At 54.7% G+C, this 23,712-nt stretch carries 27 protein-coding genes; 25 read left to right on the forward strand and 2 right to left on the reverse strand.

The genetic code is table 11. The annotated features are described in order from the left end of the window. Nucleotides 1-8: 8 nt before the first annotated feature. Complete coding sequence (locus tag OZ428_RS12625; protein WP_269133553.1) at nucleotides 9-707, forward strand: NAD(P)H-dependent oxidoreductase; 699 nt, start codon at nucleotides 9-11, stop codon at nucleotides 705-707. A 15-nt stretch (nucleotides 708-722) separates the two neighbouring features. Here OZ428_RS12625 and OZ428_RS12630 read toward each other — a convergent pair whose 3' ends face one another. Beyond that, complete coding sequence (locus tag OZ428_RS12630) at nucleotides 723-1,793, reverse strand: 3-deoxy-7-phosphoheptulonate synthase (RefSeq protein ID WP_038851373.1); 1,071 nt, start codon at nucleotides 1,791-1,793, stop codon at nucleotides 723-725. A 610-nt stretch (nucleotides 1,794-2,403) separates the two neighbouring features. Here OZ428_RS12630 and OZ428_RS12635 point away from each other — a divergent pair. Next, the gene (locus tag OZ428_RS12635) at nucleotides 2,404-2,835 is read left to right on the forward strand and encodes a GNAT family N-acetyltransferase (protein ID WP_269133555.1); all 432 of its coding nucleotides are present in this window, start codon (nucleotides 2,404-2,406) and stop codon (nucleotides 2,833-2,835) included. 35 nt (nucleotides 2,836-2,870) lie between these two features. On the opposite strand, the gene OZ428_RS12640 is transcribed toward OZ428_RS12635, so the two are convergent. Next, complete coding sequence (locus OZ428_RS12640; protein ID WP_033902121.1) at nucleotides 2,871-3,110, reverse strand: DNA-binding protein; 240 nt, start codon at nucleotides 3,108-3,110, stop codon at nucleotides 2,871-2,873. Between the two features lie 82 nt (nucleotides 3,111-3,192). Between OZ428_RS12640 and OZ428_RS12645 the strand changes: the two genes are divergently transcribed. The 23 genes from OZ428_RS12645 (at nucleotide 3,193) to OZ428_RS12755 (ending at nucleotide 23,690) form a co-directional block, all read left to right on the forward strand. Continuing rightward, entirely contained in the window at nucleotides 3,193-3,558 is a 366-nt protein-coding gene (locus OZ428_RS12645) for a helix-turn-helix domain-containing protein (RefSeq protein ID WP_177003196.1), read from the forward strand. Between the two features lie 151 nt (nucleotides 3,559-3,709). Further along, the gene (gene gacA, locus OZ428_RS12650) at nucleotides 3,710-4,351 is read left to right on the forward strand and encodes a response regulator transcription factor GacA (RefSeq protein ID WP_016977368.1); all 642 of its coding nucleotides are present in this window, start codon (nucleotides 3,710-3,712) and stop codon (nucleotides 4,349-4,351) included. 1 nt (nucleotide 4,352) lies between these two features. Then, nucleotides 4,353-6,176 carry an excinuclease ABC subunit UvrC gene (gene uvrC, locus OZ428_RS12655; protein ID WP_269133556.1) on the forward strand — a complete coding sequence of 608 codons (1,824 nt, stop codon included), beginning with the start codon at nucleotides 4,353-4,355 and terminating at the stop codon, nucleotides 6,174-6,176. A gap of 53 nt (nucleotides 6,177-6,229) precedes the next feature. Beyond that, a complete protein-coding gene (locus OZ428_RS12660; protein WP_269133557.1) occupies nucleotides 6,230-7,717 on the forward strand; it encodes a site-specific integrase in 1,488 nt (495 codons plus the stop codon). A 9-nt stretch (nucleotides 7,718-7,726) separates the two neighbouring features. Then, nucleotides 7,727-8,023, forward strand: coding sequence for a type II toxin-antitoxin system MqsR family toxin (locus tag OZ428_RS12665; RefSeq protein WP_269133558.1), 297 nt, complete (start codon nucleotides 7,727-7,729; stop codon nucleotides 8,021-8,023). A gap of 2 nt (nucleotides 8,024-8,025) precedes the next feature. Next, entirely contained in the window at nucleotides 8,026-8,427 is a 402-nt protein-coding gene (locus OZ428_RS12670; RefSeq protein WP_269133559.1) for a type II toxin-antitoxin system MqsA family antitoxin, read from the forward strand. Nucleotides 8,428-8,983: 556 nt separating this feature from the next. After that, nucleotides 8,984-9,325 (forward strand): hypothetical protein, encoded by a 342-nt coding sequence (locus OZ428_RS12675; RefSeq protein ID WP_269133560.1) that lies wholly within the window; start codon nucleotides 8,984-8,986, stop codon nucleotides 9,323-9,325. Nucleotides 9,326-9,505: 180 nt separating this feature from the next. Further along, the gene (locus OZ428_RS12680; RefSeq protein WP_269133561.1) at nucleotides 9,506-9,733 is read left to right on the forward strand and encodes a hypothetical protein; all 228 of its coding nucleotides are present in this window, start codon (nucleotides 9,506-9,508) and stop codon (nucleotides 9,731-9,733) included. A gap of 342 nt (nucleotides 9,734-10,075) precedes the next feature. Then, on the forward strand, nucleotides 10,076-10,741 hold the full coding sequence (locus OZ428_RS12685; protein ID WP_269133562.1) for a hypothetical protein: 666 nt from the start codon (nucleotides 10,076-10,078) through the stop codon (nucleotides 10,739-10,741). Further along, nucleotides 10,741-11,442: a hypothetical protein gene (locus OZ428_RS12690; RefSeq protein WP_269133563.1), complete on the forward strand. Its 702-nt coding sequence runs from the start codon at nucleotides 10,741-10,743 to the stop codon at nucleotides 11,440-11,442. The genes OZ428_RS12685 and OZ428_RS12690 overlap by 1 nt, the downstream gene beginning before the upstream one ends. A 326-nt stretch (nucleotides 11,443-11,768) precedes the next feature. Then, nucleotides 11,769-14,441: a DNA-directed RNA polymerase gene (locus OZ428_RS12695; RefSeq protein ID WP_269133565.1), complete on the forward strand. Its 2,673-nt coding sequence runs from the start codon at nucleotides 11,769-11,771 to the stop codon at nucleotides 14,439-14,441. Between the two features lie 104 nt (nucleotides 14,442-14,545). Continuing rightward, complete coding sequence (locus OZ428_RS12700) at nucleotides 14,546-14,686, forward strand: hypothetical protein (RefSeq protein ID WP_269133566.1); 141 nt, start codon at nucleotides 14,546-14,548, stop codon at nucleotides 14,684-14,686. Beyond that, nucleotides 14,683-15,732: an ATP-dependent DNA ligase gene (locus OZ428_RS12705; protein ID WP_269133567.1), complete on the forward strand. Its 1,050-nt coding sequence runs from the start codon at nucleotides 14,683-14,685 to the stop codon at nucleotides 15,730-15,732. Before OZ428_RS12700 ends, OZ428_RS12705 begins: the two co-directional genes overlap by 4 nt. A gap of 65 nt (nucleotides 15,733-15,797) precedes the next feature. Next, nucleotides 15,798-16,061, forward strand: a complete 264-nt coding sequence (locus OZ428_RS12710) for a hypothetical protein (protein WP_203306422.1) — start codon at nucleotides 15,798-15,800, stop codon at nucleotides 16,059-16,061. Beyond that, a complete protein-coding gene (locus tag OZ428_RS12715) occupies nucleotides 16,054-16,716 on the forward strand; it encodes a hypothetical protein (RefSeq protein WP_269133568.1) in 663 nt (220 codons plus the stop codon). Before OZ428_RS12710 ends, OZ428_RS12715 begins: the two co-directional genes overlap by 8 nt. After that, nucleotides 16,716-16,904 (forward strand): host cell RNA polymerase inhibitor, encoded by a 189-nt coding sequence (locus OZ428_RS12720; protein ID WP_269133569.1) that lies wholly within the window; start codon nucleotides 16,716-16,718, stop codon nucleotides 16,902-16,904. The genes OZ428_RS12715 and OZ428_RS12720 overlap by 1 nt, the downstream gene beginning before the upstream one ends. A gap of 421 nt (nucleotides 16,905-17,325) precedes the next feature. Next, nucleotides 17,326-18,033, forward strand: a complete 708-nt coding sequence (locus OZ428_RS12725; protein WP_269133570.1) for a DUF2815 family protein — start codon at nucleotides 17,326-17,328, stop codon at nucleotides 18,031-18,033. Between the two features lie 2 nt (nucleotides 18,034-18,035). Then, nucleotides 18,036-18,485, forward strand: coding sequence for an endodeoxyribonuclease (locus OZ428_RS12730; RefSeq protein WP_269133571.1), 450 nt, complete (start codon nucleotides 18,036-18,038; stop codon nucleotides 18,483-18,485). 4 nt (nucleotides 18,486-18,489) lie between these two features. After that, entirely contained in the window at nucleotides 18,490-18,936 is a 447-nt protein-coding gene (locus OZ428_RS12735) for a peptidoglycan recognition protein family protein (protein WP_269133572.1), read from the forward strand. A gap of 67 nt (nucleotides 18,937-19,003) precedes the next feature. Beyond that, on the forward strand, nucleotides 19,004-19,558 hold the full coding sequence (locus OZ428_RS12740) for a hypothetical protein (RefSeq protein ID WP_269133573.1): 555 nt from the start codon (nucleotides 19,004-19,006) through the stop codon (nucleotides 19,556-19,558). Beyond that, a complete protein-coding gene (locus tag OZ428_RS12745; protein WP_330913591.1) occupies nucleotides 19,545-21,239 on the forward strand; it encodes a DnaB-like helicase C-terminal domain-containing protein in 1,695 nt (564 codons plus the stop codon). The genes OZ428_RS12740 and OZ428_RS12745 overlap by 14 nt, the downstream gene beginning before the upstream one ends. 13 nt (nucleotides 21,240-21,252) lie before the next feature. Then, nucleotides 21,253-21,447: a hypothetical protein gene (locus tag OZ428_RS12750; RefSeq protein ID WP_269133575.1), complete on the forward strand. Its 195-nt coding sequence runs from the start codon at nucleotides 21,253-21,255 to the stop codon at nucleotides 21,445-21,447. A 95-nt stretch (nucleotides 21,448-21,542) separates the two neighbouring features. Beyond that, entirely contained in the window at nucleotides 21,543-23,690 is a 2,148-nt protein-coding gene (locus tag OZ428_RS12755) for a DNA polymerase (RefSeq protein ID WP_269133576.1), read from the forward strand. The last annotated feature ends 22 nt before the right edge of the window (nucleotides 23,691-23,712 follow it).

The raw sequence follows: 23,712 nt of genomic DNA on the forward strand, positions 1-23,712 counted from the left end.
GAGTTTGTATGAAGGTTCTGATTGTTCACGCGCACCCTGAGCCACAGTCATTCACTGCGGCCTTGCGCGATCAGGCGGTCGCCACGCTGGAGGGTCAGGGGCATGAGGTAAAGACCAGTGATTTGTATGCCATGCAGTGGAACCCGGTGGCGTCGGCAACGGACTTTTCGACGCGGGAGAATCCAGATTACCTGGTGTATGCCTTGGAGCAGCGCCTGGGGGTGAAGAAGCAGTCAATCGCTGCGGACATCCAGGGCGAGTTGGACAAGCTGCTGTGGGCTGATCTGCTGATCCTCAACTTTCCGATTTTCTGGTTCTCGGCGCCGGCCATGCTCAAGGGATGGATCGACCGGGTGCTGGTGTCGGGTGTGTGTTACGGCGGCAAGCGCTTTTACGATCAAGGCGGCCTGGCAGGCAAGCGCGCGATGGTCACAGTGACCCTGGGCGGGCGTGAGCATATGTTCGGTGAGGGTGCGATTCACGGCCCTTTGGAGGACATGCTGCGGCCAATTCTGCGCGGGACGTTGGCGTATGTGGGGTATGACGTGCTGTCACCGTTTGTAGCGTGGCATGTGCCGTACATCAGCGATGAGGCACGGCGGGATTTCCTGGTGGGGTATGAGCAGCGGCTGCAAGGGCTGGCGGACGAGCAGCCCTTGGTGTTTCCGAAGCTTGAGCAGTTTGATGAGGCGCTGTACCCGCTGTAGCAGCGCCTTGATCGCTTAGCCTTGGGTGCGCAACCGCTGCGCCGCACTGCGCAACAGCTGCTCGGTGCCACTCCAGCCCAGGCAGCCATCGGTGATCGACACACCGTACTTCATCGATGCGCTCAGCGGCTGGCAGCCTTCGAACAGGTGGCTTTCGAGCATCATGCCGATCAACGAAGTGTCACCTTGCAGGCGTTGTTCCAGTACCTCGTTGAACACTGCCGGTTGACGCAGCGGGTCCTTGCCGCTGTTGGCATGGCTGCAATCGACCATGATGCGCGCCGCTACCTTGGACTTGGCAAGATCGTGTTTCACCTGCGCCACGCTTTGCGCATCGTAGTTCGGCCCACGGTGCCCGCCGCGCAGTACCAGGTGCGTGTCGGGGTTGCCTGGGGTCTGGATGATCGCCGGGTGGCCCTGGCTGTCGACACCGAAGTGACGGTGCGGATGGGACGCCGAGCGCATCGCGTCACAGGCAATCGCGACACCGCCGTCGGTGCCGTTCTTGAAGCCCACAGGCATGCCCAGGCCGCTGGCCATTTCGCGGTGGATCTGCGATTCGGTGGTGCGCGCGCCAATCGCGACCCAACTGAGCAGGTCATCGAAGTAGCCGGCTGCCATAGGTTGCAGCAGCTCAGTGGCGACTGGCAGGCCCAGGCGCAGCATTTCGCGCATCAGTTCGCGGGACAGGGTGAGGCCGGCGGCCATGTCATCACTGCCATCCAGGTGCGGATCGTAGGCCAGGCCTTTCCAGCCGATGGTGGTGCGCGGTTTTTCGACGTAGGCGCGGATCACCAGCAGCATCTGGTCGCTGACTTCCAGCGCGAGTTTCTTCAGGTTGCGCGCGTATTCCATGGCCGATTCCGGATCGTGGATCGAGCACGGGCCGACAATCACCAGCAAACGCGAATCTTCGCCATTGAGGATGGCGCGCACGGCTTGGCGATGGGCGTGGACTTGTTCGTTGAGGAACGGGCTCAGGGGCAGTTGGTGCTTGAGCTCAAGGGAGCTGGGCAGGCGCTGGGTCAGGGCTTCGTTGGCGCTGGTCAGTGCAGAGATCGGCAGAGCGGCGGTGGCAGAGTTCATATTCAAGGCTTCCTGGGCAAGCGGCGGGCTGTTCCCGCGCGCTCTGCCCTACTGGGGTGTTCGACAATTGGCCGTATTGGCTACGTGTGTTGGCTTGCCACCAAGAGGTGACCGATCGGAGGCGGCAGGCTGTCCCGAGCGGAGCTGGCTAAATCGCCATGCGGTGGAGGTGTCGTAGCGGTAATAGGTGGCGTAGTTCATGTCGTGTGTCCTTTAAGTGTTCTTCAAAAAGTGTTAGAGGCTGAAAAAACAAAACCCCCGGTCGGGGAGCCGACCGGGGGTTAGATTTCTCTGGTAGGCGACCCCTTGAGTAGTGGGCGCCGATTTCAGGTATCAGGCGCGCCAGTGGCTAAACCAATACCCAAAATAAAAGCTGACCAGTGCGCTCGAACCGTTCACACGGGTAGCCGATACCGAGCGCGTGGCGCTGGTAGCAGGGCAAACCTGGGTGTGGGTGAGTTGCAACATGGTGTGTCTCCAAATGATGGGCAGAGCTTACTCGACGCGCACGGGTGGTTTCAATCAGAAATTTCTATTGCCTTGGAGTACTTACGGCTATGGGAGAGTGCCGATATGCTGTGGATATTTTAATTGGAATGGACACGGACACATGGCGTTTCACTTACGCGCAGCCACGGACTTGGACCTGCCGTTCGCTCGAACCCTGACCTTTGAGGCCATGAGCCATTACTACCTGCAATACGGGCTGATCTGGTCCAACGATGGCTTCGACGTCGCCTGGGCTGGCCGTGAAAACTGGCTGATCTGTAACGACGATGCGGTGCTGGGCTTTATCAGCCTGAGCCGCGACAGCCGCGCGCTCTATATCCGCGAGCTGCACATGCTCGAGACCTGCCGCAGACTTGGCGCGGGCAGCTGGGTGTTGGAGCAAATGGCGGTCAAGGCGCAGACCCTGGGTTTGTTGCGCTTGACCGTGTTCAAGACCAATCCGGCCAGGAGGCTATACCAGCGCATGGGCTTGGGCATAGTCGGTGAAGAGGACTGCTTCTGGCGCATGGAACGCGTCTGTCCATCCAGCTAAACCATGCAGCCCATTCTAATAAGCGCATACTGGCTTCAGGAGACAACTTCCTGTTCGTTGTTTTGGCCATCAGCCTCAGAGAGGATGACCCCTTCTTTCATGCCCAGAAGGACCGCTACCTTATGGGCCTCTCCACGCCGTCCCTTTTTGCGCCCAGCGAGCACTTGATAGGTGGTTGCCGGATCAACGCCATGTTCGCGGGCGAACGCTTGAACTGACTTTCCTTGATGTTCCAGCCAGGCCTTGGCTTGTGCAGCAGTACGGATTCCGGGCATAGTTCAAAACCGTTCAAGTTCGTTTAACAAAGAGATGAGTGTGTCACCTCTTGGGGTGTGCCAACTAGGATCATACATCCAAATGAGTGGAATCGGTTCGCGTTTGAGGCAAGAAAGAGAGCGACTTGGCCTGTCGCAAAAAGTGTTTGGTGAAATCGGCGGCGTTGAAGCCAACGCCCAAGGTAAATACGAAAGTGGAGGGCGAGCGCCTAAAGCGGACTATTTGTCCCGTGTCGCTGAAAGAGGTGTGGATGTGTTGTACGTGTTGACCGGTACGGCAACACCGATCCAATTGGAGAACTTGAGCCACATCGAAGAGAAAGTGTTGGGCGATTACCGCGCCATGTTCAAGGAAGACCAGGATGCTATCCGCCGCCTGACGTCGACCTTGGCCGAACATTCCAGTTCGCTGAATGGAAAAACCAAGCCGCAGCCCCAGGATTCCTGAGCCGCTGCCCAGCAAATAGAGCCGTCCACCCCTCGGTGGACGGCTACTGTGCGTTCAAACACTATATATATGACGCTTGCAGCTAGGTCTGCGCCTTGGTTTTTTGCTAAGGTGTTCAGCAACCTATAAGACCATATCGCGAGGTGTCTGCTTGATTAGGGTGCTAGTAGTCGATGACCATGATCTCGTTCGTACAGGCATTACACGAATGCTGGCTGACATCGATGGCCTGCAAGTAGTCGGCCAGGCCGAGTCCGGGGAAGAGTCCCTGATCAAGGCTCGAGAGTTGAAACCCGATGTGGTGTTGATGGACGTCAAGATGCCCGGTATCGGTGGTCTTGGCGCCACGACCAAATTATTGCGTAGCCATCCGGACATCAAGGTCGTGGTGGTGACAGTGTGCGAAGAAGACCCGTTCCCGACGCGCTTGTTGCAGGCGGGTGCGGCTGGCTACCTGACCAAGGGCGCAGGCCTGGCGGAAATGGTGCAAGCCATTCGCCTGGTCTTTGCCGGTCAGCGTTACATCAGCCCGCAGATTGCCCAGCAATTGGCGATCAAGTCCTTCCAGCCCGTCAGCGACTCACCCTTCGATGCGCTGTCGGAGCGGGAAATCCAGATCGCCTTGATGATCGTCGGTTGCCAGAAGGTGCAGAGCATCTCTGACAAACTGTGCCTGTCGCCCAAGACCGTCAACACCTACCGCTATCGCATTTTCGAGAAGCTCGCCATCAGCAGTGATGTTGAATTGACCCTGCTCGCGGTGCGCCACGGCATGGTGGACGCCAGCGCCTGACATGAGCACACCGTTTGATCCCAGTGCCTTTCTCTCGACCTGCAGCGGCCGCCCCGGCGTATACCGCATGTTCGACAGCGAGGCGCGCCTGCTTTACGTCGGCAAAGCCAAGAACCTGAAGAACCGCCTGGCGAGCTACTTTCGCAAGACCGGTCTCGCGCCGAAAACCGCCGCGCTGGTGGCGCGTATCGCCCAGGTTGAAACCACCATCACCGCCAATGAAACCGAGGCGCTGCTGCTTGAGCAGACGCTGATCAAAGAGTGGCGGCCGCCCTATAACATCCTGCTGCGCGACGATAAATCCTACCCTTATGTGCATTTATCCGACGGCAACTTCCCGCGACTGAGCATTCACCGTGGTGCGAAGAAGCAGAAGGGCAAGTATTTCGGCCCTTATCCCAGCGCGGGTGCGATCCGCGAGAGCCTGAGCCTGCTGCAGAAGACTTTTTTTGTGCGCCAGTGTGAGGACAGTTTCTACAAAAACCGCACCCGTCCGTGCCTGCAATACCAGATCAAGCGTTGCAAGGCGCCCTGTGTGGGCCTGGTTGAACCAGCGGAGTACGCCGAGGATGTACGCCATTCGGTGATGTTCCTCGAAGGACGCAGCAATGCCTTGACCGATGAACTCTCCGGCGCCATGGAGCAGGCCGCCAGTACCCTGGACTTCGAGCGCGCCGCCGAACTGCGCGACCAGATCTCGCTGCTGCGTCGCGTGCAGGACCAGCAGAGCATGGAGGGCGGCACTGGCGACGTCGATGTGATTGCGGCCTTCGTCAACCCGGGCGGCGCCTGTGTGCACCTGATCAGCGTGCGGGGAGGGCGGGTGTTGGGCAGCAAGAACTTTTTCCCGCAGACCGGTATTGACGAGGACGTGGCCGAAGTCATGGCCGCCTTCCTTGGCCAGTACTACGTCAGCAGTCCCGAGCGTGATCTGCCGTCAGAGCTGATCGTCAACGTGGTGCACGAAGACTTCCCCACGCTGATTGAGGCGATCCACGAACTGCGCGGCCGCGAGCTGGACATCAGCCACCGTGTACGCGGCACCCGAGCGCGCTGGCAGCAATTGGCCGTGACCAATGCCGAACAGGCCTTGGGTGCACGCCTGGCCAATCGACAGCACGTCGCCGCGCGCTTTGACGCCCTTGCCGAAGTCCTCAACCTGGACGAACCACCGCAGCGCCTGGAGTGCTACGACATCAGCCACTCCAGCGGCGAAGCCACCGTGGCATCTTGCGTAGTGTTCGGGCCGGAAGGGCCGATCAAAGCCGATTACCGTCGCTATAACATCGAAGGTGTTACCGCCGGCGATGACTATGCCGCCATGCACCAGGCTCTGACGCGACGTTTCAGCAAGCTGAAGGACGGCGAGGGCAAGTTGCCAGACATCCTGTTGGTGGACGGCGGCAAGGGCCAGCTGTCCATGGCCCGCGACGTGCTCAACGAGCTGGCGGTGCCCGACCTCATCCTGCTCGGCGTCGCCAAGGGCGCCACACGCAAGGCCGGTTTCGAAACGTTGTACTTGAATGACGCCGCCCATGAGTTCACCTTGAAGGGCGACTCTCCTGCGCTGCACCTGATCCAACAGATCCGTGACGAAGCCCACCGTTTCGCCATTACCGGTCACCGCGCCCGGCGTGGTAAAACCCGGCGAACCTCAACCCTGGAAGGGGTGGCGGGGGTCGGGCCGACACGGCGACGCGACTTGCTTAAACATTTTGGTGGCTTGCAAGAGCTATCCCGTGCCAGCATTGACGAAATAGCCAAAGCACCCGGTATCAGTAAAAAGCTCGCTGAGTTGATTTATGCGAATCTGCACAGCGAATAGAATGCCTACTTAGCACGGCAAGAGGTCAACCCAATGATTCCGGGGCTTTGACCATGATGACCACCGCCACGCACCCTCAAAGTGTTAGAACAATGTTAGAGCTTGCGCGTCCCTATCTGTATAGGCGCCAAGGTCGTTACACTCTCAGGGTTCGTCCTTTAGGCTCCAAAGAGACTCTTTCGGTCTCCCTCAAGACAACGAACAGGCAATCCGCATTGGCTACCGCTGCACACCTTCTGGGCACCCTCAGAGCCTTCCACCTCGATACACCCGACGCTACCTGGCAAGACCTCAAAGAGAACCTCTTAGACATCGCCAAAGACATCCTCAAGACTCGCTCTGTGTGGGATCAGTTTGGCGACACTCGGTTGGTCTACAGGGACGTTCGTAAAGACCTCAACGAGATATCCAGTACGGAGCCATTGAGTATTGATCAGGCCCGAGCCGTGTCCTATGGCAAACGGATAACGACTGCCGGTGAGAGACGGGACGAGGGCGATATGGGGCCTATCCTGGCAATCATCGCGGAGTTAGGTGAGGGCGAGTCTGTTTGGAAACCTGAAATATCGGTTCCGAACGTGATGGGGGCAGCACCAGCCAGCAAGACGCTTACCTTCAAGACGCTCGCAGATACCTACTTGGAAGAACGCAAGGAGGACGTTAAGGCGTCGTCTATGCGCAGCATGAAGGCTTGTTGCGACATTCTCGTAGGGGTGCTGGGTGAGATGGACATGGCGACTCACTCAAGGGCAGACCTTGTGGGCGTCCGTGAGACATTGAAGGAAGGGCGTAAGCCCGTGACTGTTAACAAGATCGTTACTCAGATGACCACCATTCTAAATTGGGCAGTGGACAACGGTCATATCAAACAGGCTTTCGGTAAGAAGCTTCAGCTAACGAAGGGTGCTGAGAGCGGACGTATACCATTCTCCCAGGAACAGATTGCCAAGCTCATTCAGTGCGCTAATAGCCTCCCTGCGGATGATTGGAAGCGCTGGGCGGTCACTTTGGGGGTTATCAGTGGGGCGCGCATTGGTGAGATTCATCAGCTAACTACGGCGGACATCGTAGAGATTGATAATGTGTTGGTGATGGACATCAACACCAATGACGGGAAGGGTACTAAGAACAAATTCAGCATTCGTAAGGTGCCCTTGGTGGACATCTACGGGGTGGACCTTGAGGCGTTGAAAGCCTTCGCTGAGGCTTCTAACGGGAAGCTCTTTAAGAGAACCCTCGGTTCTTTCTATGGGGTCCTTAACAAGTTTATTCGAGAGACACTCGGCATTCAGACCAAGGGAGGTCTGTCGTTCCACTCCCTTCGGCACTTCGTCGCGGGCTCTCTGAAAGCGGCTGAGGTTCCTTTGGGCACCGCTCAGGAAATATTGGGGCATAGTTCGGGGTCTATCACGTTCGACCTGTATGGCTCAGGGAGGTCCGTACAAATGCAACGCATGGCTGAAGCCCTCAAGGTCGCCTTAGGAGCAAGGGGGAGTGCAGGTGAATTAACCTACTTGCCAAATAAAAACCTATTAGGTTAATATTCGGTCATGGAGAAGAAGACACCTCACTGCAAGCTAACAACCGTCAAGGCCCTGATTGAATCTGGGAAGGTGCGCACCACGAACTCTGCACGAGTGGGCGCCGATGCACTTAACCTTGACCTTTCCGATATGCTGGCCGTGGTAATGGGCCTTCAACCAATGGATTTTTATAAGAGCATGACCACCTACGCCGACCACACGATATGGCAAGACGTGTATAGGCCTCACACGAAGGCGGGTAATGTGTACCTGAAACTCACGGTTATCGAAGACGTGCTAATCGTGTCCTTCAAGGAGCTTTGAACATGAAATGTCCTGTTTGCGGCGCTGCGGGTTTGGTCCATGACACCCGCGATGTGCCCTATACGTACAAGGGCGAAACCACATTGATTAAGAACGTGACGGGTGATTTCTGCCCGTCTTGCTCTGAGTCGGTCTTGGACCTTACGGAATCAGATCGGGTCATGAAGGAGATGCGCGCGTTTTCCAAGCGAACCAATGCGGACCTCGTAGACCCTGGCTACATCACGAAGGTACGGAAGAAACTCGACTTGGACCAACGGGAAGCCGCCGAGATATTCGGGGGAGGGGTTAATGCCTTCTCGCGCTATGAGAACGGTAAGACTAAACCACCGCTGGCACTCATTAAGCTTCTCAAGGTACTCGACCGACATCCTGAGTTACTCAACGAAGTCAGAACGGCTTAGGTCGCTCGGATGGGCCGCTAACGGTATCATTGGGGCTTCTTGATTGGAGTCCCACTGATGCGTTGTGTTGTCCTTGCTTTACTTTGTGGCCTTGCAATGGGCTGTAGCAGTCACTCTTCTAATCTTCAGGTAGGCAATGATCAGTCCTACACGAGCCTCAAGGACCAGCGTGAAGCGGTTCGGACGGTGAAGGTTTACGACGCTCTCCCAGCAGGCGCGGAAGTAGTGAGCAAGGTGTCAGCCGGTCGCTGTCATAGAAGCTTCGTTGAGCAAGCTCCGGAAGAATCCACCGTCATAACAGACCTGAAGATAGCTGCATATGCACAGGGCGCGGACGGCATTACAGGTGTAGTCATATCGAAAGATTCAGGCCTTAACCGTAACTGCTGGTACGTCCTGGGCGGGACTGCTACTGCCTTCACGATTCACAAGGATTGACTCATGGACCGAGCGTTAACAGTCGCCGCGTGGGTCTTCAGTGCTGCTGTTCTCTACGGGATCATTAAGCTCGTCCAGGCTTTCCCGAAGGTGACGGCTTTATTAGGGTTTTAAAGACATGGCTACGCCTGAACTACACACCAGCACAGCTGAAATTCATCTTTCACTTCCGTTCACTACGCGCCAGAGGTCACATGCAGACCTCATTAGGAGCTTCAACGGTGGTTTAGCTGAGCTTACTTCTGCTGGTGTGCTGACTACTGATGCACCTGCCGCGCGCAAGTGGTTCTGTAACGGCGCCCTGGTGGCCCAATTCGGTCCCTATACGGATCAATATGGGCGTGAACAAATGTGCCTGTATTTTGGTTCGTGGCTGTGCCTTGCTATGTCCCTCAAAGTCACCCACACGGAAACCCGAGCGGCTTTGATGGCTGTCCTTAAACGTCACCCTCTCTACTAAACGCTAAAAGCCTAAAACCCGGATGGTCCTTTACGGATCGCCGGGTTTTTTTTCGTCTTCACGTTGACATGTACGCATTGTGTGCGTAGATTTGGCGACCTCAGGGCATTTCTGAGCAAGGCTTTAAATAGATCTACGCATAAAATGCGCACACCCCCCCCAAACCGAGATTTCAAGCTCATGCACAACCTTCGCAGCTTCACCGTATCGGACCTCAAAGCAGCCCCTGAAGGAATTACTGCCAGTCATTGTGGCTACGCATTTGAATTCTCCGAAACCCAAGCTGGTGACTGCTGGACGAACTATTCCATGAAGGCGCCGTGCGGCCATGTGTACCGCGATAACAGCCTGAGCTACCTCAAGAGCTGCGCGCGCACCTGGGCGGCAGCGGAGAACGAAACTCAGTAAGCCATAGCCACCTTTAGTAAGGGATCGTAGGGTAAATGCCCTAATGCATTGAATATGCACAAATGCATAAATATGGATGGACATACAGTGGTTTGGCCTCTATTGTGGCGGCCCCTTGGGAGCCATGGGCGGTCCCAGGTTAAAAACCCTCACTGTTAGAAACCCTCACCAAATCGGCGGGGAAGGCCGAACAGATAGCCTTAAGCGTCCCAGAAAGACAGGCTCCTTATGAAGCCGGATATAAAGGAAAGGTAATCCATTTTTGAAGTAACGCTATTCCTCTTGACGGTGGTCCTTTGGATCGCCAGTGCTTACTACTTAGACATTAGAAGGTAACTACCAATGTTGACAAAACTCAACGTGACCGCGTTCGCGTCGGATTCGCTCGCCTCGAAGATCCTTAAAGCAGTAGATGACCTGCTAACTTCCGGTGCTGAACAGTACTTGGAGAACCGTAACGGGAAGCGCTGGCTTCGTGTGGATTTCGTAGAGCGCGACGGAAAGCAAAATTTGCAGTTCCTCGCGTACAACGGCCAAGAAGTAGGCGACATCATCGCGCAGTCTTCGTGGTTCCACTGGTCTCGGCCTTTGGAAATTCGCTTCGCAGCTTTGTTGAAAGCTGTTTATGAACTTGTTGAGCATCCAGAGGTGACCAAAAAGAAACGCGATGAGATGGAGGCGGCTAAAGCAAAACGCGCACAGTGGAATCTTCAGCGTGCCCGTAGCGCCCGTGTTACCACTGCCGAAAATCGCGTTCGCTTGCATGCCCGTGCGAAACAAATGGGAGCAACCCACATTATCCGTACTGATGCGGGTAAGTACTATTTTGCAAGCTTTAAGAAGGGCTTCTTTGGTCTCGGTAAGACTGTCATTACTGTTTATCCGAAAGACGGTGCTATGACCTTTAAACGTAATGGTGGCGGAAAGCTGAAAGAAGTTGAAGCTAAACCCTACAAGTTGACGCCTGAGGCTTCTCAGTGCGTGACCCTTATCGGAGTTCTTAAGTAATGACGCATGTTCTCTCGAAAGCAATAACCGCAATTCCCAGCATGGACAAGTACGCGGGTTTCATTCGCCGCAACCTTTTTATCTTCAAAGAGATGGCCGATTTTTCGGAAGAAGTGGGCCCTATTTCTGCTGAAGACTTCGCATCGAATTCGGATTGGGCTGACGCATTGAGCCAAGTTACAGAGCATGCACGGGGTGTCTATTCGTTCCCTTATCTGTCCCCTGAATTCTGCAAAGCCCTGATGTTAGAGCTTGATTGCATGGATTACGTGGTTAACGAGGACGAACCCGAAGAGGCGCAAATTCCCGAGTTGGTCTTTAAGCACCACTGCCCAGCTCTTCACGAATGCTTGCGCGCGCTCTGGTCTGATGCGGGGATAGCTCTGGCAAAAGTGCTGTTCGGTCAAGATCCCCATGAGTTGCGCATTATCCAGGCAGCTAAATACACCTCGGAGAATACGCCACGCGGCCATTGGCACGCTGATAACGATTCTGACGTAACTATGGTTGTTGCGCTTACTGCTGAACACGAAGGTGGTGGCACTAAAGTTCATCTCGGCCCATTTGCTAAAAGTGTTGTCGTTCCTCAACTTCCTATTGGTCACGCAATGTTCTTCAACGGGAAAGCCATGCGGCATTACGGGCTTCCAGTGACTCAGGGTGAGCGGAATCTTTTAGTGCATTGGAGTGAAGTTAAATAGGTCAAGTTTTGGCTGTCTGAGCTTCGCTCAGGCGCACTAATACGACACCCAACTAAGAGAGGAAAAGCAAGCGACGAAAACAAAGACTATCACAATGCCATCATTTGGCAAGTCGTAAGGGCGTTGCGCTTATCGGGATCGTAAGGGAATTAAAAACCCTCACTGTTAGCAGTACCTCCCAGAGCCTCCCTTAGAGACTCTTTAAGACAAACTAAAAGACATCTTAGAGATACCTCTAAGGGCCCTCTACGCCCGCAATTCGACCAATCACCCAACTAACAAACTATCAATTTATTGGGCTCTTAAAGAGCTTCCAAGGGATCCCCATGTCCGCAAAAAGCCAAATCCAAGTAACTAAGCACGACTTCAGTGATATTCAAAGTGAATCTTCATGGGCCTTTGAGACTCTCTCGGGGATGTATGGTGATGAACTTGCAGCCGCTCAACTGAGTCTTGAGCATGAGGCCTATACGCTCGGTGAGGAACGTTTTAAGAAGCAACTTGAACGTCAAATTGAACGTGGAGAGTTTGCCGACAACGTAACCGCTAAACCTATCCTTGCCCACTTGGTCCCTAAGTTGGTCGAAGCCTATGAAGCCTGGATTGACCACCAAGTAAACAAAGTGCGGCGTAAGCATGTCGGCCTTTCGTATTTCTTGCAGATGACCCCTGAGGCTGTCGCAGCGGTGACTATCAAGGTTGTCCTCGGAGACATGGCGAAACCCGCCGCGCTCTCTATTCAACAGGTAGCCGTTCGTATTGGTCAGCATTTGGAAGAGGAGGCCCGTTTTGGCCGCATCCGTACCCAAGAAGCCGCTCATTTCAATAAGCACGTTAAGAAGGCTCTCGATACCCGCAACGCCTACACCTACAAAGTGAAATTCATGGAGAAGGTTGAAGGCCATATGCTGGACGCTGAGCAATTGACCTCCGCCTGGGTGAAGTGGGACACGCTCGATAACGACGTTACCTATCACATGGGAATTCGCCTTCTTGAGCTTCTCATTGAGTCCACTCAGTTGGTCGAGGTGAAGCGGGAGTTTGCGGGGATCAAATCCAAGGATGGCGAATACGTCTACCTGCATCCCGATTGGGCTAAAAAGCTGTGTGACCGTGCGTTCTCCCTTGCAGGCGTCTCACCACAACATCAACCGATGATCGTCCCGCCGCGTGAGTGGACCCAGATGGTCGGCGGGGGTTATTGGGCGAAAGGCCGTAAGCCGATTCCGTTGATTCGTGTCCGCTCCAAGAAGGCCCTTAACCGCTATCGCGATGTGTACATGCCCGAAGTCTACCAAGCCGTCAATTTGGCCCAGCAGACAGCGTGGAGCATCAACACTAAGGTCCTCGACGTTGCTAACGCTGTGATGACGTGGAAACACGTTCCTATCGACGGCTTCCCTTTGGCAGAACGGGAAGAACTCCCGACCAAGCCTGAAGGCATGGATGAGGACGCCGAACTGTTGAAGACTTGGAAGCGTGAAGCCGCAACGGTTTATCGCCGTGACAAGGCGCGCGTATCTCGCCGCCTGGGCTATGAGTTTGCCTTGGAGCAAGCCGCAAAGTTCTCCGCTTTCGAGTCCATCTACTTCCCCTACAACTTGGACTGGCGTGGTCGGGTCTACGCGATCCCTGCGTTCAACCCGCAAGGTAACGACATGACCAAGGGGCTTCTTCAGGCTTCCATTGCCGAGCCTGTGGGGGAAGAGGGCATTCAGTGGCTAATGATCCACGGTGCTAACTGCGCCGGGGTCGATAAGGTCGCTTTCGATCAACGTAAACAATGGGTGAAAGACAATGAGCAACTTATTCTCGGGTGCGCCGCTGACCCTCTCAATAACACCGAATGGGCTTCGATGGATTCCCCGTTCTGCTTCTTGGCGTTCTGCTTCGAATGGGCTGGCGTCGTCAAGGACGGAGCGCGGCACCTCTCCGCTTTACCTATCGCCTTCGACGGCTCTTGCTCTGGGATTCAGCACTTCAGCGCAATGCTCCGCGATGAACGTGGTGGTCGTGCGGTCAATCTCGTGCCGTCCGAAACCGTGCAGGACATCTACAAGCTTGTCGCTGACCGAGTAAACGAAGCGCTTGCCCGTGACTTCGCTGAAGGCACTGACGACTCCACGGAAACCGTAAAGGACAAGAAGACCGGCGACATCACTGAAAAGCGTGTCCTCGGCACTCGCGGTATGGCCGCTGGCTGGCTGGGCTATGGGGTTACCCGTTCGGTTACCAAGCGTTCCGTAATGACCCTGGCTTATGGCTCCAAGGCTTTCGGTTTCTCCGAGCAGCTAATCAGCGACATCATCCAGCCCGCTATGGATCGTGGGACAGGCATCGAGTACTTCGCCAACGTTCAGCAGTGCGCGCGCTACATGGCGAACCTCATTTGGGACGCTGTAGGGGTCACCGTAGTGAAGGCTGTTGAGGCCATGAAGTGGCTGCAAGTCGCCGCTAAGCACCTGGCTAAAGAGGTGGTCTGCAAGGAGTCTGGTGACCAGCTCAAGCCGTGCATGCCTGTCTTCTGGGTTACCCCTGATGGCTTCCCTGTGTGGCAAGAGTACATGAAGCCCGAACAGCGCCGTATTGACCTGACGTTCTTGGGGTCCATGCGCCTCCAAACGACCATCAACGTCCGCGACAGTAATGTGATTGACGGTCTGAAGCAGCAATCGGGTATCTCTCCGAACTTCGTACACAGCCAGGACGGTAGCCATCTGCGCAAAACCGTGGTGAAGGCTCATGAGTCCTACGGGGTCACCTTCTTCAGTCTGATTCATGACAGCTTCGGGACCATCCCAGCGAAAGCCGGGGCGATGTTCAAGGCGGTGCGCGAGACGATGGTTGAGACCTACGCCGACACAAACGTACTCGCTGACTTCCGTGATCAATTCCTTGAACAGCTCCACGAGACCCAACTGAGCGACATGCCTGAAGTACCCGCACAGGGTTCCCTGGATATCACTCAGATTCTCGAATCCGACTTTGCATTTGCCTAACCGCTGCAACACCCAAGAGGGCGCCTAAGGGCGCCTTTTTGCTGCCTGAAATTTAAAAACCCTCACTTTTAGAAATACCAACCGAATCCCTTTAGGAGAACTGAATGAACGCTGCAATGACCTTTGAAAAGAACCCTCGCAAGATCCGCCGCAACGCGGAAGAGATGGAGCAAGTCCGTGCGAAGAAAGGTAAACGCAACAAGACACAACGTGGTGGCCGTACTGAGTGGGAGGCCGCTGAATGAGCAAGGTAGAAGCTGTAATTATCGAAACGAACCCACAACGCCCGACTGACTACAACGAAGCGGCATTGTTGGCCGTTCTCGAAGACGCTTACCTGATCGCCGACAAGAAAGAGGACGGTGTACGCCTGAATCTTTGCGTCAGTCCCTCAGTTGCTTTTACGGGTGCTTTCAATACCGAATGGCTGAGCCGAGAGGGTAAGCGGTTCCCTCGTTTGAACAGTGCAGCCCGAAAGGGGCCTCTGTGCCGTGATGGCCGTTGGAAAGACTTCTTCAGCCCGTATCAGCCCGTACAGGGACTGTTCCCACAGGGCTTCATGCTCGACGCTGAATTGATCGTTAAGAACGAATTCGGCGCTGATATGGCTTGTAAGGAAACCTCGGGTGTTCTGCGCCGTGATCGTGATACACACGGTGAGCTTCCTGTGGAGAAGCTGAAGGTTGTTGTCTTTGGTGTGGTCCCGATGGACGCGGTTCTATCTGGCAAAGACTACGAAGTCACTCACGCTGTCATGAAGTACCACGTTGAGGCCCAGGTGGCAGCACTGAAGTACACCTTCCCGGAAATTCATTGGGAGGTTGTTGAGTCGCTTGATGTGTTCTCGCTGGAGGAACTGCACCAGTTCAACCACAAGGTCCGTGATTCAGGCGGTGAAGGCGTTGTAGCGAAGGACCCCAATGGCATCTGGAAGCGCTCGAAGGTAAACGGCATGTGGAAGATCGTCCCGAAGGACAACGAAGACGGCAAGGTCGTGGGTCTGGTCTGGGGTACTGAAGGCAAGGCTAACGAAGGCAAAGTGATTGGCTTCGAGGTTCTTCTTGAGTCCGGCCATGTGGTCAACGCCTGCAAGATCACACAGGCACAAATGGACGAGTTCACAGCCGAAGTAATGCTTACGCATGATCCGCGTTCGAAAGCTGAACCCCATAACCCCTATGAAGGCTGGACCTGCAAGGTGACCTTTATGGAGCGCTATGAAAACGGCTCGCTTCGTCACCCGTCCTTTGATTCTTTCCGGGGCATCTCAGACCCCAAGATCAAAGAGTAAGCCTCTCCCGCAATAGCTAACCACTCGATGGAATACCCAATCACCTAACCAAAGGAGGTCCCCTCGTGGCCGAAACATTCCTGCACCACAACAAAGGCGTTCCGAAGCTGGCTTACACCGTTCGTATTAACCGAGCGATTAACCACGTTTCCCTGAAGCCATTCAACGCGGTCCTGAAGGACCAAACAGACGGCGATACGTTCATTGTCACCAAGGGCGTTTGTGAGACTGCCCGCAAGGTGGGCCGTTTGAAGCTGGCTCCGTATGCCGGTAACTGGCCGCGCTGTGCGCTGATCATCAAGCGCCTGAAGGAAATCGTTAATGACTGACCTTCTGGCTCTGAACAGCATCCGGGGGAAATCAGGTAAGGACACCCTTATAGGTCTGTTGGAAGCTGAGGGCCGTAAGGTTTACCGCGTGGCCTTCGCTGATGTCCTTAAAGAGATGTGCGCCCAGGTTCTTGCGGGTGGTCCTGGCGAGCTTGCGACTGCGTATCAGCGGGACATGCATAAGTCCATTAAGGACAAGCCCCAAAGCTGCCTCGGTATCTCACAGATTGCACCCAGTTCCTACCAGCATTGGCTACGCACAACTTACTGGGAAGAGCCATCGGCGCCTAAGTCCTTGCGCTGGCACTTGCAGACCTTCGGGACTCAATACCACCGTGAATATCTCGGTAAGCCTGACGTTTGGTTTGACCTGGGGATGCGTGAAGTACGCCAGGGTCTCGAAGACTCTTCGTATGACCACGTTGTCGTCACTGATATGCGTATGCCCAACGAATACAAGGGCCTTCTGTACGCACCTGACGTTAAGACGATCCGAATAGTCCGTGACTGGTTCATTCAAGGCGTCGACGACCAGCCTTATCACATCTCTGACATAGCCCTGATGGCGCACCCCTTCGACGCTCTCGTAGTGAATCGACTGGGCGAACCGTGGGCAATGCTCGACCAACTTAAAGAACAAGGAGTTTTGAACTAATGGAACACGCAAAGAAAGCTTTTAAAGCAACCGTACAAATTGACGATCATGTCGACGAAGTAACCGTCTACGCGGTTAGCCTTGATGCTGCATGGGCTCAGACCGAAACGATGTTCACTCAAGCTGAGGTCACCCGCATTCGCCCAGCCGTTGCGCCGGACACTTCCCGTTTCATGGTGACTCAATGAGGCGCGCTCACGGTAATGGCCGCGCCAAGCCTGATGGTTTCTTGCACCTGAACAACTTCAGCCACGTTAAACAGTCCGGTCTCGCCGGGGTTCTTTACGAACGTGTAATGACTTCACAGCAGCAAGAGCTTGTCGAGTTGACCCTGTTGGAACTGTCCCAAGGGTCAGAGTCGGCTCACTTCAAACATGACGTATGGCGCTTCACTAAGAAGTTTCTACGAGAACACTTCAAGTCTGTCGTGTATTCGGTCTATCGGTCTATCCGCAAGAGTCCGGCTCAAGAGGTCTCTATGGCTATCAGCCGTGAAGAACTTCAAGAGACGTCCGTATTCGTTGTGCGGCCTAAGTTCTCTTAAAACCCCTCACTGTTAGCAACACAACCCGAAAGGAAACCAATCACCTAACCAAAGGAGAATTATTCGTGGCTATTAAGAAAGAATTCATGTTTACCCCTCGTGGCACTGCTGAGCCTTATTGCTCCATTCAAAAGCCGGACTATGGCAACCCTGAGAAGGGTTTCGGTAATCCTCGCGGCGTCTATAAGGTCGACCTCACCGTGCCAAGTAAGGATGCTCAACCGCTGATCAACAAGATCAACAAGTTGCACGAAGAAAACTATGCGGCTATCTGCGAGCAATTCGAGACCGACCGCCCTGGTTTGATGGCAAAACTGGGTCGCGGCAAGAAGCTGCAAGAACCCTACGAGGGCAATATGCCGTACTTCATCAACGACGACGGTACTGTGACCTTCAAGTTCAGCTCTTACGCCTCCTACGTGGACAAGAAAACCGAAGAGCTGAAACCGCTGGTCTTGAAAGTTGTTGACTCGAAAGGCAAGCGCATTGACAACGTTCCGGCCATCTCTGGCGGTTCCGAGTTGAAAGCTCGTTTCTCTATGTTCGCTTACGGTTTCTCGGCGGTGGCTGGTGCGTCCGTGAAGCTGCAACTCGACTCCGTGATGCTGCTGAAACTCGTTGAGTTCGGCGGTGGTGATGATGAATGGGGCGACGAAGCTGAAGACGGTTACGTAGCGGAAGAGAACCGCCAGGAACAAGGCTGGTCCGACTCCGAGCAAAGCCAGGGTGGTGACGCTGAACCTGACGCTTCCCAGTACGGCGGCGACTTCTAACAGTGGCCTTCGGTCGCTACACGGGACCACGGAGAACCTCTGAGGTCTTCCGTTCAGGTCTCGAAGAGAAGAACAGCGAGCATCTCGACAAGAACAAGGTTGAGTACAGCTTTGAGCAACACTGGATCAAGTACACGATTCCAGAAAGAGCCGCAAAGTATCTGCCTGACTTCATCCTGGGCAACGGGATCATCATTGAATGTAAAGGCATCTGGGAAGTTGATGACCGCGCTAAGCACTTGCTGTTGCGTGAGCAATACCCAGACCTCGACATTCGCTTGGTGTTCTCTTCGTCTAAGTCGAGGCTTTACAAGGGGTCACCTACAACCTATGGGGCGTGGTGTGACAAACACGGCATTCAATACGCAGACAAGTTAGTTCCGCTGGCTTGGCTGAAGGAGAAGCGAAAGGTAATCCCGGAAGGGGTCCTAATACCAAAGGGGACCAAGTAATCACATGGCTAAAGTTCAATTCAATGCGAGGACTAAAACAGACCTGATTGTTATCCACTGCGCTGCAACTAAACCCACTATGGACATCGGCCTTCGTGAGATCCGCCAATGGCATGTGCAGCAAGGTTGGCTCGATGTTGGCTACCACTTCATTATCCGTAGAGATGGTCAAGTGGAAGTTGGTAGACCCCGTGATGTTGTCGGGTCGCACGTCAAAGGCCATAACTCAGAATCTCTCGGTATCTGCCTTGTCGGCGGCATCGACTCTTCGGGCAAACCTGAAGACAATTTCACAGAAGCTCAATGGACGGCCCTTGATGGTCTTGTCTGGGAAGCTTCGACCGTCTGGTATCCCAACGCACGTATATGCGGTCACCGGGACCTCGACAGCGGCAAAGCCTGTCCGTCCTTCGACGTGGCCTCTTGGCTTAAATCCCGCACGAAGAACTAACACACAACTTTAGGCGGGCCATATTGGCTCGCTTAAAACTCATTCTATTGACTTAGGAGGATTTTCTATGTCTGTAAATCGGGCAACTATGCAGGGGGCTTTTGACATCGTTGAGCTGTTTCAAAAAGAAGGCGTACCGGCAATTATCGCAGGCGGCGCGGCTCGTGATATTTACTTTGGCGTTCGTCCCAAAGATATCGACGTGATTGTTGCGGGAATCCCAATGGCGACAGTAGCCGAGATTCTCGAAAAGGCGGGCATTGTCTCCGTTGGCTTCCACATCTACAACGGCGCGGCAACCGATCGTCTCTTGGGCGGTTATAAGTTGGTCGGCACTGATATTGATATCTGCGTTTACGAGTGTGATGACGTGATGGAAGCAGTCGATTCGTTCGACTTCAACCTGAATCAATTCATCATCTCGGGCATTCATCACGGTATCGATGGGGCTCATGTCCGTTTCGTTGGCGCCCGTCACTGGTCCACTTTGGTCCCTGTTCGTAAGGACTACACCAAAGAGCGCCACGACAAGATGCAAGTTAAGTGGCTTGACCTGTCTTACCGTCGAGCTACTGGTGAGGCCGTCGAGGTCCCTGTAGGCGGGCCCGATGGAGCGTTCTGAGGACTACCCAGAAAGCGAGCTGCTTCATAAGGGGCCTTGCGATCAGGACGACTGTGGTTCTTCGGATGGATGCGCAACTTATTCTGACGGCCATACCTATTGCTTCGTCTGTAATCACCGCACCGGGGCCAATGGTGATGTATCTGGCGAGCGCTCTAAGACCCTGAGAGCTGACGGTACGCTGTCACTCGGGGACCACCAAGGCCGCTACGTGGATCTACCTAAGCGATTCCTACAGTCTGCCGTGTGCAAACAGTACGGCTACTGGGTTGGTAAGCGGAACGGTAAGTGGATTCAGGTAGCGGACTACCGCGACGAACACGGAAACCTCGTGGGTCAGAAGATCCGCGATGAGGACAAGAACTTTTCGTCTACTGGCAAGCATGGTGTTGATTGCCTGTTTGGTAAGCACCTGTGGTCAGGCGGTCGAAAGATCGTCGTAACGGAAGGGGAGATTGACTGCCTGTCGGTTGCCCAATTGCAGGGCGGCAAATACCCGGTCGTCTCCATTCCTACTGGCGCAGCCGCTGCCCGTAAGTCCTGTGCCCGTAACTACGAGTACTTCGACACGTTCGACGAAATCGTCTTGATGTTCGATATGGACGAACCAGGGCGCAAGGCGGCAATGGAAGCCGCTGAGGTTCTCCCTGCCGGCAAGGTCAAGATTGCTGTATTGCCACTGAAGGACGCCAATGAGTGCATTCAACAAGGGCAAGCCAAGGCTGTCACTGACGCCATCTGGAACGCTGCCCCCTTCGTCCCTGACGGAGTTGTCTCCGCGAAATCTCTCAAAGAACGCATCAAGAACAAGCAGGAAATCCCACAAATTCCGCTGATGGGCCCCGCTGAGATGCGCCGTAAGACCAAGAACGCACGGGCTGGTGAGGTGCTTATGGTGACCTCTGGGTCTGGCATGGGGAAATCCACCTTTGTGCGCCAGAACGTTTATGGCTGGCTCGGGCAACACGGTCTGCCAGTCGGCGTAGCGATGCTTGAAGAGTCCGTAGAGGAAACCGTAGAGGACCTTGTCGGCTTGCACATGCGCCGTCGCTATCGGCAGAACCCTGATTGCACCACAGAGGAAGAGTTTGACGCTGCCTTTGACGCCATCTTTGAGACGGACAAGCTGTTTCTCTATGACTCCTTTGCGGAATCCGTAGAAGACCGCTTGATGTCCAAGCTGCACTTTATGGTGAAGGGACAGGGCTGCAAGGTGATCGTGTTGGACCACATCTCTATCGTGGTTTCGGGCATGGATGACAACGGAGATGAGCGAAAAACCATCGACCGCCTAATGACCAAGTTGAAGACCTTCGCTAAGACCAATGACATTCTGATGGTGGTCATTTGCCACTTGAAGAACCCAGAGAAAGGGAAGGCCCACGAAGAGGGGCGCCCAGTATCTATCACGGACCTCCGTGGTTCCGGCTCTTTACGCCAACTATCAGACACCATCATTGCCCTGGAGCGTAACCAGCAAGGCGATTTTCCTAACGTGGTCACTATCCGCGTATTGAAGTGTCGTTTTACTGGGGAGACCGGCGTGGCTGGATATCTGATTTACAACAAAGAAACGGGTTGGCTCGACGAAACGCCGGACGGTTGGAAGCCCGAGGGCGATGGAGATACATCTACTGAACAGACATGGGCCGGTGAAGTTGCCCAAAACGCAGACTATTAAAGGAGAAACAACTATGAATATCGTAAAACTGTACACCTTCGTCCTGACCAAGCTGCATGCGGCCCTCGTGAAATCCTCGAAGAAGGCCGACGCGAAAGCAACTGCTCTCTTCAAGGCTGCTCGTGAGGCTAACTCGGCTGCCGCCGCACAACTGCGTGAATCCAACGAGCTGGCCGTTAAGGCTGAGAAGCTGTCTGCGCTGATTTAACTGTTATCCAAGGGCCTCTATTCGTAGGGGCCTTTCAGTAACCGTTACATCAACCATAGGAGAGTTCTATATCCGATAACTAAATAGGAGGGCTATTGCTCACGTCAGACATTGAAACTGATGGTCTCCTTGAGGATGTCTCTAAGTTTCACTGCGGTGTTTCTCAAGACTACTTCACAGGCGAGACCTTCGAGTACGGCCCGGATCAATTGGGCGATTACATTAAACAGCTTGAAGCTGAAGCGGCCAAACCTGACGGCCTTATCGTTTTCCATAACGGTATCAAGTACGACATTCCCGCCCTCGATAAGTTGAAGCGCCTCTACTTCGGTAAGCGCCTGAACATCCCCCGTAAGCGCGTAATGGACACTCTTGTCCTGTCCCGACTGATCTACGCGAATATCCGAGACATTGACGCAGGGCTTCTGCGCACAGGAAAGCTCCCAGGTTCCCGCTTTGGCTCTCATGCCTTGGAAGCTTGGGGTTATCGCCTGGGTGAGATGAAGGGCGAGTACAAGAACGACTTTGTAGCCATGTGCGCCCGTGAGGGCATTCCTTATGTGAAGGGCATGGAGTGGGCCAAGTGGTCCCCTGAGATGCAGGCGTATTGCGTTCAGGACGTAGTGGTTACGTCGAAGCTCGTGACCAAGATCATGTCGGATCCTTATTACTTCCCCGGTGGTCTCGCTCCTAACGGCGAACTCTGGATGAAGTCGATTAAGGCTGTCCACCTGGAACATGAGGTGGCTTGGACTTTGGCCCAGATGGAGCGTAATGGCTTCCCATTTGACCAAGACGGCGCCGAGCGTCTCTACGCGGATCTTGCCGGCCAACGCTCTGACTTGCTCGTGAAGCTCATTAAGACCTTCGGGAGTTGGTACGAGCCCAAGGGCGGCACTGAGCAATTCCGCCACCCAGTCACACGAAAGCCGATTGAGTTTTGGTCGGATGGCCGTGTGATGCCTCGGGTCAAGTATCCAAAGGTTGGCGGCGTCTACACCAAGGACGGTAAGCGAAAGGACAAGCGGGAAACCTTTGAGGGGGCACCGTATACCCCGGTCGAGTTCGTCACCTTCAACCCGGCGTCGAGTAAGCACCTGATTAGGGTTCTGAAGATCGCTGGTTGGGAGCCCACTGAGTTCACCGAGAAGGGCGCCCCGAAAGTCGATGATGAAACCCTTGAGGGGGTCCATGTCGATGACCCTGAGGCCCAAGCCTGCATCGCTCTGGTACGTGACTATCTGATGATTCAGAAGCGTATCGGGATGCTTGCTGAAGGTGATAACGCATGGATGCGCCTTGTCGGTTCTGATGGGTTCATGCACGGCTCTATCAACCCTAACGGGGCAGTGACCGGGCGAGCCACTCACAGCTATCCGAACATGGGCCAAGTGCCGTCTTCAAGTTCTCCGTATGGGCCTGAATGTCGTTCGCTCTTCGGGGCGATTTTGGCGAGGCACTTACCGGGCTGGGAGAACTGCGTACAAGTTGGCGTCGATGCCTCGGGTCTTGAGCTTCGCTGCCTGGGCCACTTCGGGGCTCGCTTCGATAACGGGGCGTATGCCGATACGGTTCTGAATGGTGATGTGCATTGGGCTAACGGTTTGGCCGCTGGCTTGATTCCAGCAGGGACTGTTCGAGACAAACATAGCGCTGACCATGAGGCTTGGCGCGGTAACGCGAAGACCTTCATCTATGCGTTTCTCTACGGTGCTGGTGACGCCAAGATCGGCTCTATTGTCGGTGGTGGTGCGAAGCGCGGTAAGGAACTGAAGAAGGCTTTTCTTGAAGGTACGCCGGTTATTGCGGACCTCCGAGCGGCCCTCGAAGACTCCCTTATTGCTGAACAGAAGTGGAACCAGGCCCTTCGAAAATTTGACATCAAATGGAAGCGCCGTTGGATCAAGGGCCTCGATGGTCGAAAGATCCACGTCCGCTCTCCACACAGTGCCCTCAACACACTCCTACAGAGTGCCGGTGCGTTGGTCTGCAAAGCCTGGGTTGTTGAAGTTGAACGGATCCTGATGGAAGAGCATGGCCTAACACACGGTTGGGACGGCGATTTTAGCTTCATGGCCTGGGTCCACGACGAACTCCAAATTGCCGCACGAACCCCAGAAATTGCCGAGGTGATTCTTGGCGTATCCAAGCAAGCAATCCAAAACGTAGCCGAGATGTTCGAGTTCCGGTGCCCCCTCGATACAGACGGGAAGACCGGGCCGACTTGGCGCGAATGTCACTAAAACCATAAGGGCCCGAAAGGGC

This window comes from Pseudomonas sp. GXZC, from assembly GCF_026967615.1.
GTDB classification, from domain to species: domain Bacteria; phylum Pseudomonadota; class Gammaproteobacteria; order Pseudomonadales; family Pseudomonadaceae; genus Aquipseudomonas; species Aquipseudomonas azotoformans_A.